This window comes from Taklimakanibacter deserti (assembly GCA_003574785.1).
In genome coordinates, this window is sequence record QORU01000009.1 from 255735 (window position 1) to 268877 (window position 13143).

Genomic DNA, 13143 nt, shown 5'->3' on the forward strand with positions numbered 1-13143 from the left:
CTATAAGCGGAGCGGGGCGGTTGTAGTGCCGCCCCGCTCCTGCATCGTTATTCGGCGATATCTACGCCGTAGAATTCATGGCGGCCCAAGGGGCTGACCTTGTAGTCAGACACCTTTTTGCTGACCGGCTCGAACACGGTCGAGTGAGCGATGGTCACGACCGGCGCCTCTTCCTTGGAGAAAACCTGCATCTCCTCGTAGAGCTTGGTGCGGTCGGCCTTCTCCGACAGCTTCTTGGCCTGCTGCAGCTTGTCCTCGAAGGTCTGGTCGCACCACTTCGAGATGTTCTGGCCGCCTTCACGGGCACCCGTGCAGCCCATGAGGAAGAAGAAGTTGTCCGGGTCGCCATTGTCACCGGTCCAGCCCAAAAGGCCCATCTGGTGCTCACCCGCCTGCAGACGCTTGCGGTACTCGCCCCATTCATAGGACTTGAGCTCGACATTGATGCCGACCTTGGCCAAGTCCGCCTGCATCATCTCCGCCATGCGCTTGGCATTCGGATTGTAGGGGCGTTGCACCGGCATCCACCACAGATCGCTCTGCAGGTTCTCGACGCCGGCAGCCTTCAGCATCTCCTTGGCCTTGTCCGGGTTATACTCATAGTCCTTCACCGCGTCATTGTATGACCAGATGGTCGGCGGGATGAAGTTCTTGGCCTTCTGTCCGGCGCCCTGATAGACCTCCTTCAGGATCGAGTCGCGGTCGATCGCCATGTTGATGGCCTGGCGCACTTCCTTCTTGTCGAAGGGCGGCTTCTTCACGTTGAGCCCGAGATAGCCGATATTGAGACCGGCCTGGTTCATGAGGGTGATGCCCTCATCCTTGCCCATGGCCTCGAGATCGGCCGGGTTCGGATAGCCCATCACATGGCATTCGCCGGCCTTCATCTTGGCATAGCGCGCGGTGGCATCCGGCGTGATGGCATAGACGAGGTCGTCGATCTTGGCCTTGCCGCCCCAATAGGCGTCGAAGGCCTTGTAGCGGATCACGGCATCCTTCTGATAGTCGACGAACTGGAAGGGACCGGTGCCGACCGGGAATTGGTCGAACTGCTCGAGCGCTCCCTTGTCCTGCAGGAACTTGGCATATTCGGCCGATCCGATGCTGGCAAAATCCATCCCCAGATTGGCGATGAAGGGCGCATTCGGCTCGCTGAGCGTCATCTTCACCGTCAGGTCGTCGACCTTCTCGAGCCCCTTCAACAGGTTGGGCATGTCCATGTCGTTGAAGTAGTCGTAAGCGCCGCCGGAAACCTTGTGATACGGATGATCCGCCTTCCACTGACGTTCGAAAGACCAGATGACGTCGTCGGCATTGAAGTCCCGTGTCGGGGTGAAGCCGTTGACGCCGGAATGGAACTTGACGCCTTTGCGCAGCTTGAAGGTGACGGTGAGCCCGTCCGGCGAAACCTCATAGGATTCGGCAAGGCCCGGCACGACGTTGGTGGTGCCGCGCTCAAACTCGACGAGCTGATTGTAGACCGGGCGCGCCGCATCGAAGCTGGTGCCCGTGGTGTTGACCGCCGGCGTGAAATTCTCCGGCGAGCCTTCCGAGCAATAGACCAAAGATTTGGCCTGGGCACCGCCTGCCGCCAGCATCGTGCCAACGAGCAATGCCGATGCCAGCATTGTCATACGTTTCATAAAAGTCCTCCCTGGTGGGTCCGTTTAGCGCCTTATTCATTCAAGGCGGTGCGGCATATAAGCAGCTTTTTCGATGGAAGTGAACTGAGAGGCGAAACGCGGTTATTCCAAAGAATCGTCTCATACTTTCGGATAATTACCGATTGCGGCCGGTCCCGTTGGCTAATGGAAACGAGCCGGCGAAAGGTCCTCGAGCCTGAGGCCTTCTCTTTCTATATGGGCCGGCACGGCCTTGTGGCGGACCAGGGCCGAGGCGAGCTCGCTGAGCGCCGGGGAGGTCTGGATGCCATAGCCCCCCTGGCCGATCAGCCAGAAGAACCCTTGAGCATCGCTGTCGAAACCGCAAACCGGATTGCCGTCGGGCGCGAAGGATCTCAAGCCCCCCCAGCTCCCGGCGAGGCGGGTGACCTCGATATCGACGGCCTCCTGGAACCGGGCAATGCCCTCGGCGAGGGTCATGTCGTCGGCATAGGCATCATGGGGGCCGACGGGCTCGGCCTCGGCCGGCGAGACCAGCAGCCTGCCCCCCGACGGCTTGGCATACCAGGTCTCCCCGACATCGCCGACAAAGGACCAGGCCATCACGTTCATTTGAGCTTCGACCGGCACGACCGCCATGCTGCGCCGCTTGGGCTGCAACCCCACGCCAGCAAGGCCCGCAAGCTTGGCGATCTCGTCGCCCCAGGCGCCGGCGGCATTGATGAGAATGGCGGAAGTGAAGGAGCCCGCCGGCGTCGACACTTCCCAGGCGCCGCCGCGGCGCGCGATCGCCCGCACCTCGGCCTTGCAGACGATCTCGCCGCCTTCCGCCTTGATCATCCGCAGGAAGCCCTGATGCAGGAGGTCGACATCGATGTCGGCGGTCGTCGCGTCGAGCAGGGCCTCCTTGACATAGTCGGCGCGCAGCGGCGGGAACTGGCGGCACGCCTCGGCGACGGATATCGCGCTGAAGTCGACGCCGGTCTTGAGCAGCGCCTCGGCCTCGCGCTGCTGATGCTCCGGTATCACGAAGATGGTGGGGCGCGGCGAGACCAGAGGTGAAGCGGCAAAGCTTTCGGGCGGTGCTACGAAGAAATCGCCGCTGGCGCGGGTCAGGCTGCGAATGGAAGGCGGGCCGTAATTCGGCTCGTAGGTCGCCGCCGACCGGCCGGTCGAGTGGTAGCCCGGGCGGTCCTCCATCTCGAGCACCACAAGCTTGTGGTCGCGGGCGAGGCGTGCTGCGACCGAGGCCCCGGCAATGCCGCCGCCGATGACGATGACATCAACACTGCGCGACACGTCACTCGCCCCAGCTGCGCTCGAGCACGTTGATCCAGTTCTCATGGCAGAGCTTGCGCATCACATCGTCGCTGAAGCCGCGCTTCTTCAAGGCGTCGCTCAGCCTGCCGAGGCCCGACACATCGCCGATCTCCTGGGGCACGACCGCGCCGTCGAAATCCGAGCCGAAGCCCACACCTTCGATGCCGAGATGCTGGATCAGATAGTCGATATGGCGCAGCATCTGATCGAGCGAGGTATTGGGGTTCACCTGGCCGTCGGCCCTCAGGAAGCAGGTCGCGAAATTGAGCCCGACCATGCCGCCCGACTCGCGGATGGCGGCGAGCTGGCGATCGGTCAGGTTGCGCGTGTGCTGGCAAATGGCATGGACGTTGGAGTGGGTGGCGATCAAGGGCGCCGTGGAGAGGCGGGCCACGTCCCAGAAGCCCTTCTCATTGAGATGCGAGAGGTCGATGGCGATGCCGAGCTCGTTGCAGCCCTTGACCAGCGCCTTGCCGGCATCGGTGAGGCCGGGGCCGGTATCGGGACCGGCCGGGAAGCGGAAGGGCACACCGTGGCCGAAAATGGTCGGCCGGCTCCAGACCGGGCCGATCGAGCGCAGGCCCGCCTGATAAAAGACCTCGAGCGCATCGAGCTTTTCATCGATCGCTTCCGCGCCTTCGATATGGAGCACGGTCGCCAGCACGCCGCGCTTGAGGCAGTCGCGGATTTCGCGCGCGGTGCGACAGACCTTCACGCGGCCATCGGAGGCGCGCTCGATGCGGAACAGGATCGCCATCATCGCCACCGCCGTCGGCAGCGCCTCGGCGGAGGAGATGATGCGCGGCAAGGGCACGTCATAGGACGAGCCCTTCATCATCTCCTCGACATCGCCGATATCGTCCCTGGACGAAATATAGACGGCAAACATGCCGCCGCCGAAGCCGCCCTTGATGGCACGCGGCAGATCGATGTGGCCTTCGCCGTCGCCGGTGAGGAATTGCTCATGCGCCGCGTCGTTCTTCTTGTTGAAGAGGCGCAAGAGCACATCATTATGGCCGTCGAAAATGGGCAGTCTGTCGGTCATCGGGGAACCATCGCGGGATGTGGAAAAATGCCCATAGCTTATGTGGGCGCGTGAGTGAACCCCTTACCCGTGAAAGGCTGATCTGCTGAGGGGGGAGGGGTGGTTTTACAAGGCTTGGGCCGCCATGCCATGCTCCCCGGCCACGAATCCACGAAAAGGTCTGCCGCATGGTGAAGAATTCCAAAAGCCCGTTCAACCAGCCCGTATCCGGCATGGTCACGCCGCGCTTCGGCGGCATTGCGACCTTCATGCGCCTGCCGCATGTGCCGCTGGACGAGGCAAAAGGCATCGAGATCGGGCTTGCCGGAATCCCCTGGGATGCGGGAACTACCAACCGCCCGGGCCCACGCCATGCGCCGCGGCAGATCCGCGACAATTCCGCCATGATCCGGCGGATGCACCAAATCACCCGCACCGTGCCTTACGACCTCGTGAACTGCGCCGATCTCGGCGACTGCCCGGTCAACCCGGCCGATGTGCAGGACGGGCTCAAGCGGGTCGAAACCTGGTTCAAGGCGCTCGTCGGCAAAGGCATCAGGCCGCTGGCGGCCGGCGGCGATCATCTCTGCTCGCTGCCGATCCTGCGCGCGGTCGGCGAAAAGCGTCCCGTCGGCATGATCCATTTCGACGCCCATACCGATCTCTACGACCAGTATTTCGGCGGCTTCAAATATACCCATGGCACGCCGTTCCGCCGCGCCATCGAAGAGGGCGTGCTCGATCCCAAACGCACGGTGCAGATCGGCATCAGGGGCACGATGTATGACGCCGAGGACATCAACTATGCCGAGAAGGTGGGGGTGCGCATCATCCGCATCGAAGAGGCGATGGAGAAGGGAACCAAAGCGGTCATGGAGGAAGCCCGGCGCATCGTGGGCGACAGTCCCATCTATGTGAGCTTCGATATCGACATGCTGGACCCGGTCTATGCGCCCGGCACCGGCACGCCCGAGATCGGCGGCTTCACCACCTTTGAGGCGCAGCAGATGCTCCGAGCCTTGCGCGGCCTCCATATCGTCGGCGCCGACGTGGTCGAGGTCTCCCCACCCTTCGATCCATCGGGCGTCACCGCCTATGCCGGCGCCACCATGATGTTCGAGATCCTGTGCTCAATGGCGGAAGACGTGGCCAAGCGGAGGTAGAAATGCTGTCGTCCTGGCAGTTCTGGGCGCTGCTGTCGGCCGTCTTCGCGGCGCTGACGGCGCTCTTCGCCAAGGTCGGCGTCGAGGCCATCCCGCCCGATCTCGCCACATTCATCCGCACGCTGATCATTGCGGGCGTGCTCGCCTTGATCCTGGCGGCGAGCGGGCAATTCCAGTCGCCGGGCAGCATCTCTGGGCGAACCTACCTGTTCCTGCTGCTCTCAGGACTCGCCACCGGCGCCTCGTGGCTGTGCTATTTTCGTGCCCTCAAGCTCGGCGATGCGGCACGCGTGGCGCCGGTCGACAAGCTCAGCATCGTGCTGGTGGCGGTGTTCGCGAGCCTCTTCCTGGGCGAGAAGCTGTCGGCGGTGAACTGGCTCGGCGTCGTGCTGTGCACGATGGGCATCATTTTGGTGGCGGTGCGGTAGCAAGTTCTCTCCGGGTTTCCCCCTCTCCCGTCCGCAGGATGGGAGAGGGTGGCCGAAGGCCGGGTGAGGGCTCTTTGCCTGAGATCCGTCACTGTTTCAGAAGTGCCCTCATCCGCCCTTCGGGCACCTTCTCCCATTGCTTCGCAACGGGAGAAGGGGAAGTGATGGTGAGGGATCACGCCGTCAGCGGCAGGGTGAACAGCTTGCCCCATTGCGGCAGCTTTTCTTCGTAACGCGCAAGGCGCAGCGCATGCCAGGCCATCGCGTGATTGGACGAGGTGACCGGCAGGCCGATCTCGCGCTCGATGTCGGCGGCCGCTTCGGCAAGGCGTACCGAAGTGCAGGAGACGAAGACGGCGTCGATCTCGGCGCGCTTCTTGATGGCGAGGATGCCGTCCTTGATCGACTTCGGCGTGATGCGCGCGACGATATTGTCGTCCTCCTCGTTGAAGGAGCCGAAGACCGGAACGGTGAAGCCGCGCGCCGAGATGTAGTTCGCCACGATCCGGTTCACATCGGCGCGATAGGGGGTGAGCACGCCGATGCGGCGGGCGCCAAAGCTGCGAAAGGCGGCGAAGGCGGCGGTGATCGGCGTGGTGCATTCGACATGAGGGCGCACTTCCCTGATGCGCTCGAACACCTTCTCCTCGCCGATCGCCATCGAGGCCGAAGTGCAGCCATAGGCGATCACGTCGAAATCGGCGCCGGGCAGGATGACGTCGGCCGATTGGGCGATGCGCGGCTCCATGGCGCGCAAGGTCTCGGGCGTGATCTGCGCGTCATTGAGGATGCGGCTGTGATAGAGCGCGACACCTTTGAGATCGGTCATGATCCGGCGCCATTCATGCTCGATCGTGTAGTCGGTCGCGAGCACGATGAGGCCGATGCGCGCCTTCTCGGCGATGCCGCGGTCGGTTGCGAAAGGCAGATGCTCGAGGAGGATCATGCTGTCTTTGGTCTTCTGGTCCATCGATGCCTCCATTGGCCGCATATGGGCAGTGTATCAGGGTCCGGATCGTGCACCTATAGTAGCGCCATGAGTCGGCTGGAGGGAATTGCCCAAAGCGTAGGCATGCTCGGCTTCTGGCGCAAAGCGGGGCTCCTGTTCCTCGCCGGCGCCGTGGCGGGTCTCGCCATGCCGCCCTTCGATTTCTGGCCGCTCCTGTTCCTCAGCTTTCCGATCCTCGTCTGGTCGCTCGGCAAGGCGTCGTCGCGTCAGGCCTTCGCCCAAGGCTGGCTGTTCGGCCTCGGCTATTTCACTACCTGCTTCTACTGGATCGGCATCGCCTTCCTGGTCGATGCCGCGACCTATCTGTGGATGATGCCCTTCATGGTGGGCGCGCTCGCCGGCGGCATGGCGCTCTATTGGGGACTCGCCGCCATGGCGACGGTCATCCTTGGGCAAAAGGGTCTCGCGCGCATCATCACCTTTGCCATCTTCATCGCCGTCGCGGAGTGGCTGCGCGGCCATTTCCTCACCGGCTTTCCCTGGACGGCGCCGGGCCTCGCCGTCGACGGCATGGGCGGCTTCGCGCAAGCGGCCTCTCTCATCGGCATGCCGGGCCTCACTCTCTTCATCGTGCTCTGGGCAACGCTCCCCGCCTTGCTCGGCTTCGCGTCGGTGCGCCGGCGCGAGTGGCTCGCGGCCGCGGCGCTCCTCGTCGTCCTGCCGGGGCTGTGGCTGTGGGGCAATCATCGCCTGGGCGGAGCCGATGGCGGAACCGTCGACGGTGTCGCCTTGCGTATCGTCCAGCCCAATATCGCGCAGGAAGCGAAATGGCGGCCCGAGAGCGCCAGGGAGAATTTCGACAAACTGAAGCGGCTGTCATCGCAGCCCAGCCCGCACTATCCGCGCGGCATCGACGACATCTCCCTGGTGATCTGGCCGGAAAGCTCTGTCTCCTTCTTCATCGACGAGAGCGCGCAAGGATTGGCCGAACTCGCCGAGCTGCTGCCGCAGCAGACCGCGCTCGTCATGGGCGCGCTCCGGCGCGATGCGCAAGGGCAAGGCGAGCGGCGCGTCTACAACAGCGTTCTCGCCTTCGACGGCGATGCGAGCCTCGTGGCGCATTACGACAAGTGGCGGCTCGTGCCCGGCGGCGAATTCCTGCCTTTCGAGGATATCCTCAAGCCGCTCGGATTCCGCAAAGTCGTGACCGTGCCGGAAAGCTTCGCCGCAGGTCCCGGCCCCCGCAACATCACGCTCCCGGGTCTCCCGCCTGCCGCCGTCCTCATCTGCTATGAGGCGATCTTCCCGCATGATCTCATCGATCCGAAGGAGCGCCCGTCCGCCATCATCAATGTGACGAATGACGGATGGTTCGGGCGTTCGAGCGGACCCTATCAGCATCTGGCGCAAGCGCGACTGCGCACGATCGAGCAAGGCCTGCCGCTCGTGCGCGCCGCCAATACCGGCATATCGACGATCGTCGATGCCTATGGGCGGAGCCAAGCGAGCCTGCCGCTCGGCGTCGAGGGCGTGCTCGATGGCAAGCTGCCGCGGAGCCTGCCGCCGACGCTCTATGCGCGCGCCGGCGACTTCATCCTGGCTGGCCTCATCATTCTCCTCGTTCTGGCTGGAATTGTCCTACGACAATCATCGTAGTACACTGTCGAAAATGTGAACCCTGCCAATTCAATATTGTTGCACCTCACTATAAATCCATTTGTAAAAATGGGGCGGGTGGTTTAAGCATTACGCCGCCGAAATGACAGGGGCTCAAGCGTCGGTTCAGGTTCATTCGGTAAGTAACATTTGGTCAGACCGGGGGATCAACAGTGGTCGGACAAACGTACTTTAATGACAAAAAGAGACCCGAACTTCGTCGACCGCCATGTGGGCAATCGGGTGCGCATGCGGCGGCTACTTGTCGGTATGAGCCAGGAGAAGCTTGGCGAATTACTCGGCATCACATTCCAGCAAGTCCAGAAATACGAAAAAGGCTCGAACCGCGTCAGCGCTAGCCGCCTTTATCAGATCGCGCGCGTCCTTGGCGTGCCGGTCCAGTTTTTCTATGACGAGCTGAAGGAAGATGACGGCCCTTCCGGCTTTGCCGAGTCGGAAGGGGCTGATGCCATCGCGGGCGCCCTCCAGTCGCCCGATGGTGTGCAGATCGCCCGAATCTTCAGCGAGACCACCGATCCGGACAAGCGCAAGCTTATCCTCAATGCGGTGAAGCTCCTCGCTGACTACAAGGGCCCGTAAGCCCTTTCGCACAACAGGAAGACGGTCACTCCAGGCGGCTCCGCCTGGAGTGACGGTCCTGCTCGCAAAGCATGCCTCATCGACCACCTGCACGAAAAACCCTCTGGATTCAGGAGTTTGCCGGCGCATATCGCCGCCTGTCGCGGATCGCTCGAAGACTCCCTTGCGTCACGGCCCGCCTGCGGCAAAGGCGCCGACCGCTTGACCTGATTTGGCAAGCCTGTCAGAAAACGCCCGGCTTTCCGCGGCCTCTCGCGGGGGAGTGGACGGGGATTGGATAAAGGATGACTATGGCTCGGAAGAACTATCTTTTCACCAGCGAATCGGTTTCCGAAGGACATCCGGACAAGGTGTGCGACCGCATCTCGGACGAGGTGGTCGACCTGTTCTATCGCGAGGCCCTGGCCCAGGGCATGAATCCGGGGCATGTGCGCGTCGCCTGCGAGACCATGTGCACGACCAACCGCGCCATCATCGCCGGCGAATATAGGGGGCCCGTCAGCGTCACCCATGACAAGATCGAGGCCGCCGCGCGCAAGGCCATCAAGGACATCGGCTACGAGCAGGACGGCTTCCACTGGAAGAAAGCCGAGATCGAGATCCTGCTGCACAGCCAGTCGGCCGACATCGCGCAAGGCGTCGATGCCGCCGAGAAGAAGGACGAAGGGGCGGGCGACCAGGGCATCATGTTCGGCTATGCCTGCGATGAGACGCCGGAGCAGATGCCGGCCCCCATCTATTATGCCCACCGCATCCTGCAGGAGCTGTCCGAGGCCCGCCGCTCCGGCAAGGAGAAGGCGCTGGGGCCCGACGCCAAGAGCCAGGTCACCGTCCAGTACAAGAACGGCAAGCCGGTCGGCGTCACCCAGATCGTCGTCTCGCAGCAGCATATCGATGAGAGCCTGTCGTCCCAGGACATGCGCAAGCTGGTCGAGCCCTATGTGAAGAAGGCGCTGCCCAAGGGCTGGATCAACGGGCACACGGTCTGGCACATCAACCCGACCGGTAAATTCTTCATCGGCGGCCCCGACGGCGATTGCGGGCTCACCGGGCGCAAGATCATCGTCGACACCTATGGCGGTGCCGCACCGCATGGCGGCGGCGCCTTCTCAGGCAAAGACCCGACCAAGGTCGACCGCTCGGCGGCCTATGCGGCGCGCTATCTCGCCAAGAACGTGGTCGCCGCCGGTCTCGCCAAGCGCTGCACCATCCAGCTCTCCTATGCCATCGGCGTGGCGCAGCCCTTGTCGATCTATGTCGACACCCACGGCACCGGCAAGGTCGACGAGAAGAAGCTCGAAAAGGCCTTGGCCAAGGTCATGGACCTGACGCCGCGGGGCATCCGCACCCATCTCGGCCTCAACAAGCCGATATATGCGCGCACCTCCTCCTATGGCCATTTCGGCCGGCGGTCGGAAAAGGACGGCGGCTTCTCCTGGGAGAAGACCGATCTCGTCAAGGCGCTCAAAGCCGCGGTGAAGTGACCGACGAGGCGCAGCGCTTCCAGCTCTATGGGCGGCGCAAGGGCAAGGCCTTGCGTCCGCATCATGCGAGGCTGATCGCCGAGCTTCTGCCCATGCTTGCTTTCGATCCGGGGCGTCTCGATCGCCGCAAGCCGGCGAGGCTCGAGATCGGCTTCGGCGGCGGCGAGCATCTGGCGCATCAGGCAGCGCTCCATCCCGACATCGCCTTCATCGGTGCCGAGCCTTTCGTCAACGGCGTGGCGAAGCTGCTCGCGCTCATCGAAGCGAAGGACTTGCGCAACATCTCCGTCCATGCGGGCGATGCGCGCGAGCTCTTCGCGGACCTGCCCGACGGCTCGCTCGAGCGCATCTATCTGCTCTATCCCGATCCCTGGCCCAAGACCCGCCATCACCGCCGCCGCCTCGTCTCCCAGGAGAATCTGCGCCACTTCCGCCGTTTGCTGAAACCGGGCGGCCTCTTCCTGTTCGCCAGCGACATCGCCCATTATGTGCAATGGACCTTGTTCGAGACGCGCAAATCAGGCGGCTTCACCTGGCTCGCCGAGGCGGCAGCCGACTGGCGCGAACCCTTCCCGGACTGGATCGAAACGCGCTACGAGGCCAAGGCCAAGCGCGAAGGCCGCATGCCGAGCTATCTGACGTTCAGAAGGGATTGAAAATTCTCTTCCACGCGAGCAGTGCCTCCCAGTTGCACTTATGCAATGGATCCCGGCTTTCGCCGGGATGACGGTTGTGGGAGCCGTCAACGCATCAGCTTCTCGGCCGCGAGTTTCTCCAGGTAGGCCGGCCAGCGCTTGGGTTCGTCGCGGCCGAGCTCGCGCAGATAGCCCCAGGTGTAGAGGCCGGTGTCGTGACGATCATCGAAGACGATGCGCAGCGCATAATGGCCGACGGGGGCGAGGCGCAGGATTCTCACATTCTTCTTGCCGGCAACCGTCACTTCCTGGCCTGGGCCATGGCCCTTTACTTCGGCGCTCGGGCTTTCGACCCTCAGATATTCGGCCGAAAGCGCATAGGTCTCGCCCGGGCCATAGGTGATCTCGAGGGTGCGGCCATGGTCCTTGAGCCGAATCTCCTCCGGCGGGTCGCTCGTCATTCGTTTTCGCCGAGCTCGCGCGCCTCGTCCGCCAGCATGATCGGGATGCCGTCGCGGATCGGGTAAGCGAGGCGCGCGGCGCGCGAGATCAGCTCCTGCTTCTCGCGGTCATAGTCGAGCCTGGTCTTGGTCATCGGGCAGACCAGGATCTCGAGCAGCTTGGGATCGGTGGCGCGGCTCATCTAAGTCTCACTGGAGGCCGGAAGTGGGCCCAGCACCCTGCCGCGCCAGCGCCATCTCGGTGAGCGCGATCAGCACGTCGGCACGGGACTTCAGGTCCTTCGCCTCGAGCAGCGCCTGCTTGTCGCGCGGCGCATGCGGCGCCAAGACCGCCAGCGTGTTGACCAGCGCCTCGGTGGAGGCGGCCCTGACCTGGTCCCAGTCGGCGCTCATGTCATTGGCGGCGAGATATTCGCGGAACACCTTGAGGAGCGAGGTGCGGTCGACGCCGTCATCGCCTTCGGCCTCGGCGAGGTCGTCGGCGAAGCCTGAGAAATCCGGCTCGACCTCGCGATAGGGCTTGTCGGTCGAAAATTCCTTGGCGATGGCGAAACGGCAGATGCCGGAGAGGGTGATCAGGATGCGGCCGTCCGGCGTCTCGGCGAAAGAGGTGATGCGCCCGGCGCAGCCGATATGCTTCAAGGCGGGAGCGCCCGCCAAGTCGGCTTCGTCCTTGTCCGGCTGGATCATGCCGATGAGCCGGTCGCCCGCGAGCGCATCCTCGATCATCGCGAGATAGCGCGGCTCGAAGATGTTGAGCGGCAATTCGGCATGCGGCAGGAGCAGCGCGCCCGGCAGCGGGAACACTTTCAGCCGGCGCGGCAGATCGGCCGGAGCCCTATACTGGTCGAGAAAACCCATCACCCATCAAGAGAACAGAATAGAGGACAATTTACGGCGGCCCTGCAGGGTGAACTCGTCCTTGGGGCCCCAGGCTTCGAAGAACTTGACGAGCTGCTTGCGCGCCGCCTCGTCGTTCCAGTCGCGCTTGCGCCGGACGATGTAGAGGAGATTGTCGAGCGCTTCTTCCTTCTTGCCGGCGGCATTGAGCGCCAGCGCCAGGTCGAAGCGGGCCTGGTGGTCATCGGCATTGGCCTCGACGGCGCGCGTCAGCTTGGCGATCTCGCCGTGATCGACCGGGGTCGCTGCGAGCTCGAGCGCCGCCTTGGCGCTCACCACCTCGGGATCGTTCGCCTTGGCGGGCGGCACCAGGGCAAGCGTCGCTTTGGCCTGGTCGAGATCGCCGGACGCGATCTGGCACTTGGCGAGGCCGGCGATGGCGCCCGCATGCTCGCGGTCGACGCTCAAGACCTGGGCGAAGATCTGCGCCGCTTCGGCGAGGTTGTTCTGCGCCAGCGCCTCGCGGCCGGCCGAGACCGCGGCCTCGATCTCCTCGGCCATGCTGCCCTGCGACCCCAGGCGGTCGATGAACTGCTTGATCTGGCTTTCGGGCAGCGCCCCCATGAAGCCGTCGACCGGCTGGCCGTCGACAAAGGCAAAGACGGCCGGGATCGACTGCACCCGCATCTGGGCGGCGAGTTGCTGGTTCTCATCGACATTGATCTTGACCAGCCGGACCTTGCCGCCCGCCTGCTGCACCTGCTTCTCGAGCATGGGGCCGAGCTGCTTGCAGGGGCCGCACCAGGGGGCCCAGAAATCGACGATGACCGGCACCTTGCGCGAGGTCTCGACCACATCCGCCATGAAGTTGCGGGTGTCGGAATCCTTGATCAGCGCGCCCGCGGGCGGGCCGTCGGAGCCATTCGTCTTGGGGACGGCTTGCGAGGAGATAGCCATGGAA

The 13143-nt window shown here is 63.7% G+C and carries 14 protein-coding genes; 6 read left to right on the forward strand and 8 right to left on the reverse strand.

What is annotated here, in order from left to right; genetic code table 11:
- Positions 1 to 47: 47 nt before the first annotated feature.
- The 3 genes from DS839_RS20425 to DS839_RS20435 all read right to left on the reverse strand — a co-directional run bounded on the left by DS839_RS20425 (position 48) and on the right by DS839_RS20435 (position 3987).
- Positions 48 to 1643 (reverse strand): ABC transporter substrate-binding protein, encoded by a 1596-nt coding sequence (locus DS839_RS20425; protein ID WP_119272305.1) that lies wholly within the window; start codon positions 1641 to 1643, stop codon positions 48 to 50.
- 162 nt (positions 1644 to 1805) lie between these two features.
- Positions 1806 to 2921 (reverse strand): NAD(P)/FAD-dependent oxidoreductase, encoded by a 1116-nt coding sequence (locus tag DS839_RS20430; RefSeq protein WP_162918689.1) that lies wholly within the window; start codon positions 2919 to 2921, stop codon positions 1806 to 1808.
- 1 nt (position 2922) lies between these two features.
- Positions 2923 to 3987: a dipeptidase gene (locus DS839_RS20435; protein ID WP_119272307.1), complete on the reverse strand. Its 1065-nt coding sequence runs from the start codon at positions 3985 to 3987 to the stop codon at positions 2923 to 2925.
- A 167-nt stretch (positions 3988 to 4154) separates the two neighbouring features.
- Here DS839_RS20435 and speB point away from each other — a divergent pair, with 167 nt between their 5' ends.
- Both speB and DS839_RS20445 read left to right on the forward strand, forming a co-directional pair.
- A complete protein-coding gene (gene speB / locus DS839_RS20440; protein ID WP_119272308.1) occupies positions 4155 to 5129 on the forward strand; it encodes an agmatinase in 975 nt (324 codons plus the stop codon).
- 2 nt (positions 5130 to 5131) lie between these two features.
- Positions 5132 to 5557, forward strand: a complete 426-nt coding sequence (locus tag DS839_RS20445) for an EamA family transporter (RefSeq protein ID WP_119272309.1) — start codon at positions 5132 to 5134, stop codon at positions 5555 to 5557.
- A gap of 175 nt (positions 5558 to 5732) precedes the next feature.
- Here DS839_RS20445 and DS839_RS20450 read toward each other — a convergent pair whose 3' ends face one another.
- Complete coding sequence (locus DS839_RS20450) at positions 5733 to 6527, reverse strand: maleate cis-trans isomerase family protein (protein WP_368911769.1); 795 nt, start codon at positions 6525 to 6527, stop codon at positions 5733 to 5735.
- Between the two features lie 66 nt (positions 6528 to 6593).
- Between DS839_RS20450 and lnt the strand changes: the two genes are divergently transcribed.
- The 4 genes from lnt to trmB all read left to right on the forward strand — a co-directional run bounded on the left by lnt (position 6594) and on the right by trmB (position 10902).
- Complete coding sequence (gene lnt / locus DS839_RS20455; protein WP_162918690.1) at positions 6594 to 8162, forward strand: apolipoprotein N-acyltransferase; 1569 nt, start codon at positions 6594 to 6596, stop codon at positions 8160 to 8162.
- 195 nt (positions 8163 to 8357) lie between these two features.
- The gene (locus DS839_RS20460; RefSeq protein ID WP_119272312.1) at positions 8358 to 8762 is read left to right on the forward strand and encodes a helix-turn-helix domain-containing protein; all 405 of its coding nucleotides are present in this window, start codon (positions 8358 to 8360) and stop codon (positions 8760 to 8762) included.
- 290 nt (positions 8763 to 9052) lie between these two features.
- Positions 9053 to 10246 carry a methionine adenosyltransferase gene (gene metK / locus DS839_RS20465; protein ID WP_119272313.1) on the forward strand — a complete coding sequence of 398 codons (1194 nt, stop codon included), beginning with the start codon at positions 9053 to 9055 and terminating at the stop codon, positions 10244 to 10246.
- On the forward strand, positions 10243 to 10902 hold the full coding sequence (gene trmB / locus DS839_RS20470) for a tRNA (guanosine(46)-N7)-methyltransferase TrmB (RefSeq protein WP_119272314.1): 660 nt from the start codon (positions 10243 to 10245) through the stop codon (positions 10900 to 10902). The genes metK and trmB overlap by 4 nt, the downstream gene beginning before the upstream one ends.
- Positions 10903 to 10988: 86 nt before the next feature.
- On the opposite strand, the gene DS839_RS20475 is transcribed toward trmB, so the two are convergent.
- From DS839_RS20475 to trxA, 4 genes are read right to left on the reverse strand one after another with little or no spacing between them, the layout of a single operon-like run.
- Entirely contained in the window at positions 10989 to 11342 is a 354-nt protein-coding gene (locus DS839_RS20475) for a gamma-butyrobetaine hydroxylase family protein (protein ID WP_119272315.1), read from the reverse strand.
- Positions 11339 to 11524: a Trm112 family protein gene (locus tag DS839_RS20480; RefSeq protein WP_119272316.1), complete on the reverse strand. Its 186-nt coding sequence runs from the start codon at positions 11522 to 11524 to the stop codon at positions 11339 to 11341. The genes DS839_RS20475 and DS839_RS20480 overlap by 4 nt, the downstream gene beginning before the upstream one ends.
- A 7-nt stretch (positions 11525 to 11531) precedes the next feature.
- Positions 11532 to 12203, reverse strand: a complete 672-nt coding sequence (locus tag DS839_RS20485; RefSeq protein WP_119272317.1) for an LON peptidase substrate-binding domain-containing protein — start codon at positions 12201 to 12203, stop codon at positions 11532 to 11534.
- A gap of 6 nt (positions 12204 to 12209) precedes the next feature.
- The gene (trxA, locus tag DS839_RS20490) at positions 12210 to 13139 is read right to left on the reverse strand and encodes a thioredoxin (RefSeq protein WP_119272318.1); all 930 of its coding nucleotides are present in this window, start codon (positions 13137 to 13139) and stop codon (positions 12210 to 12212) included.
- Positions 13140 to 13143 lie beyond the last annotated feature (4 nt).

Coding starts and splice junctions, on each gene's coding strand:
- DS839_RS20425 (WP_119272305.1), bottom strand. CDS start 1,643: ATGAAACGTATGACAATGCTGGCATCGGCATTGCTCGTTGGCACGATG.
- DS839_RS20435 (WP_119272307.1), bottom strand. CDS start 3,987: ATGACCGACAGACTGCCCATTTTCGACGGCCATAATGATGTGCTCTTG.
- speB (WP_119272308.1), top strand. CDS start 4,155: ATGGTGAAGAATTCCAAAAGCCCGTTCAACCAGCCCGTATCCGGCATG.
- DS839_RS20445 (WP_119272309.1), top strand. CDS start 5,132: ATGCTGTCGTCCTGGCAGTTCTGGGCGCTGCTGTCGGCCGTCTTCGCG.
- DS839_RS20450 (WP_368911769.1), bottom strand. CDS start 6,527: ATGGACCAGAAGACCAAAGACAGCATGATCCTCCTCGAGCATCTGCCT.
- lnt (WP_162918690.1), top strand. CDS start 6,594: ATGAGTCGGCTGGAGGGAATTGCCCAAAGCGTAGGCATGCTCGGCTTC.
- DS839_RS20460 (WP_119272312.1), top strand. CDS start 8,358: ATGACAAAAAGAGACCCGAACTTCGTCGACCGCCATGTGGGCAATCGG.
- metK (WP_119272313.1), top strand. CDS start 9,053: ATGGCTCGGAAGAACTATCTTTTCACCAGCGAATCGGTTTCCGAAGGA.
- DS839_RS20475 (WP_119272315.1), bottom strand. CDS start 11,342: ATGACGAGCGACCCGCCGGAGGAGATTCGGCTCAAGGACCATGGCCGC.
- DS839_RS20480 (WP_119272316.1), bottom strand. CDS start 11,524: ATGAGCCGCGCCACCGATCCCAAGCTGCTCGAGATCCTGGTCTGCCCG.
- DS839_RS20485 (WP_119272317.1), bottom strand. CDS start 12,203: ATGGGTTTTCTCGACCAGTATAGGGCTCCGGCCGATCTGCCGCGCCGG.
- trxA (WP_119272318.1), bottom strand. CDS start 13,139: ATGGCTATCTCCTCGCAAGCCGTCCCCAAGACGAATGGCTCCGACGGC.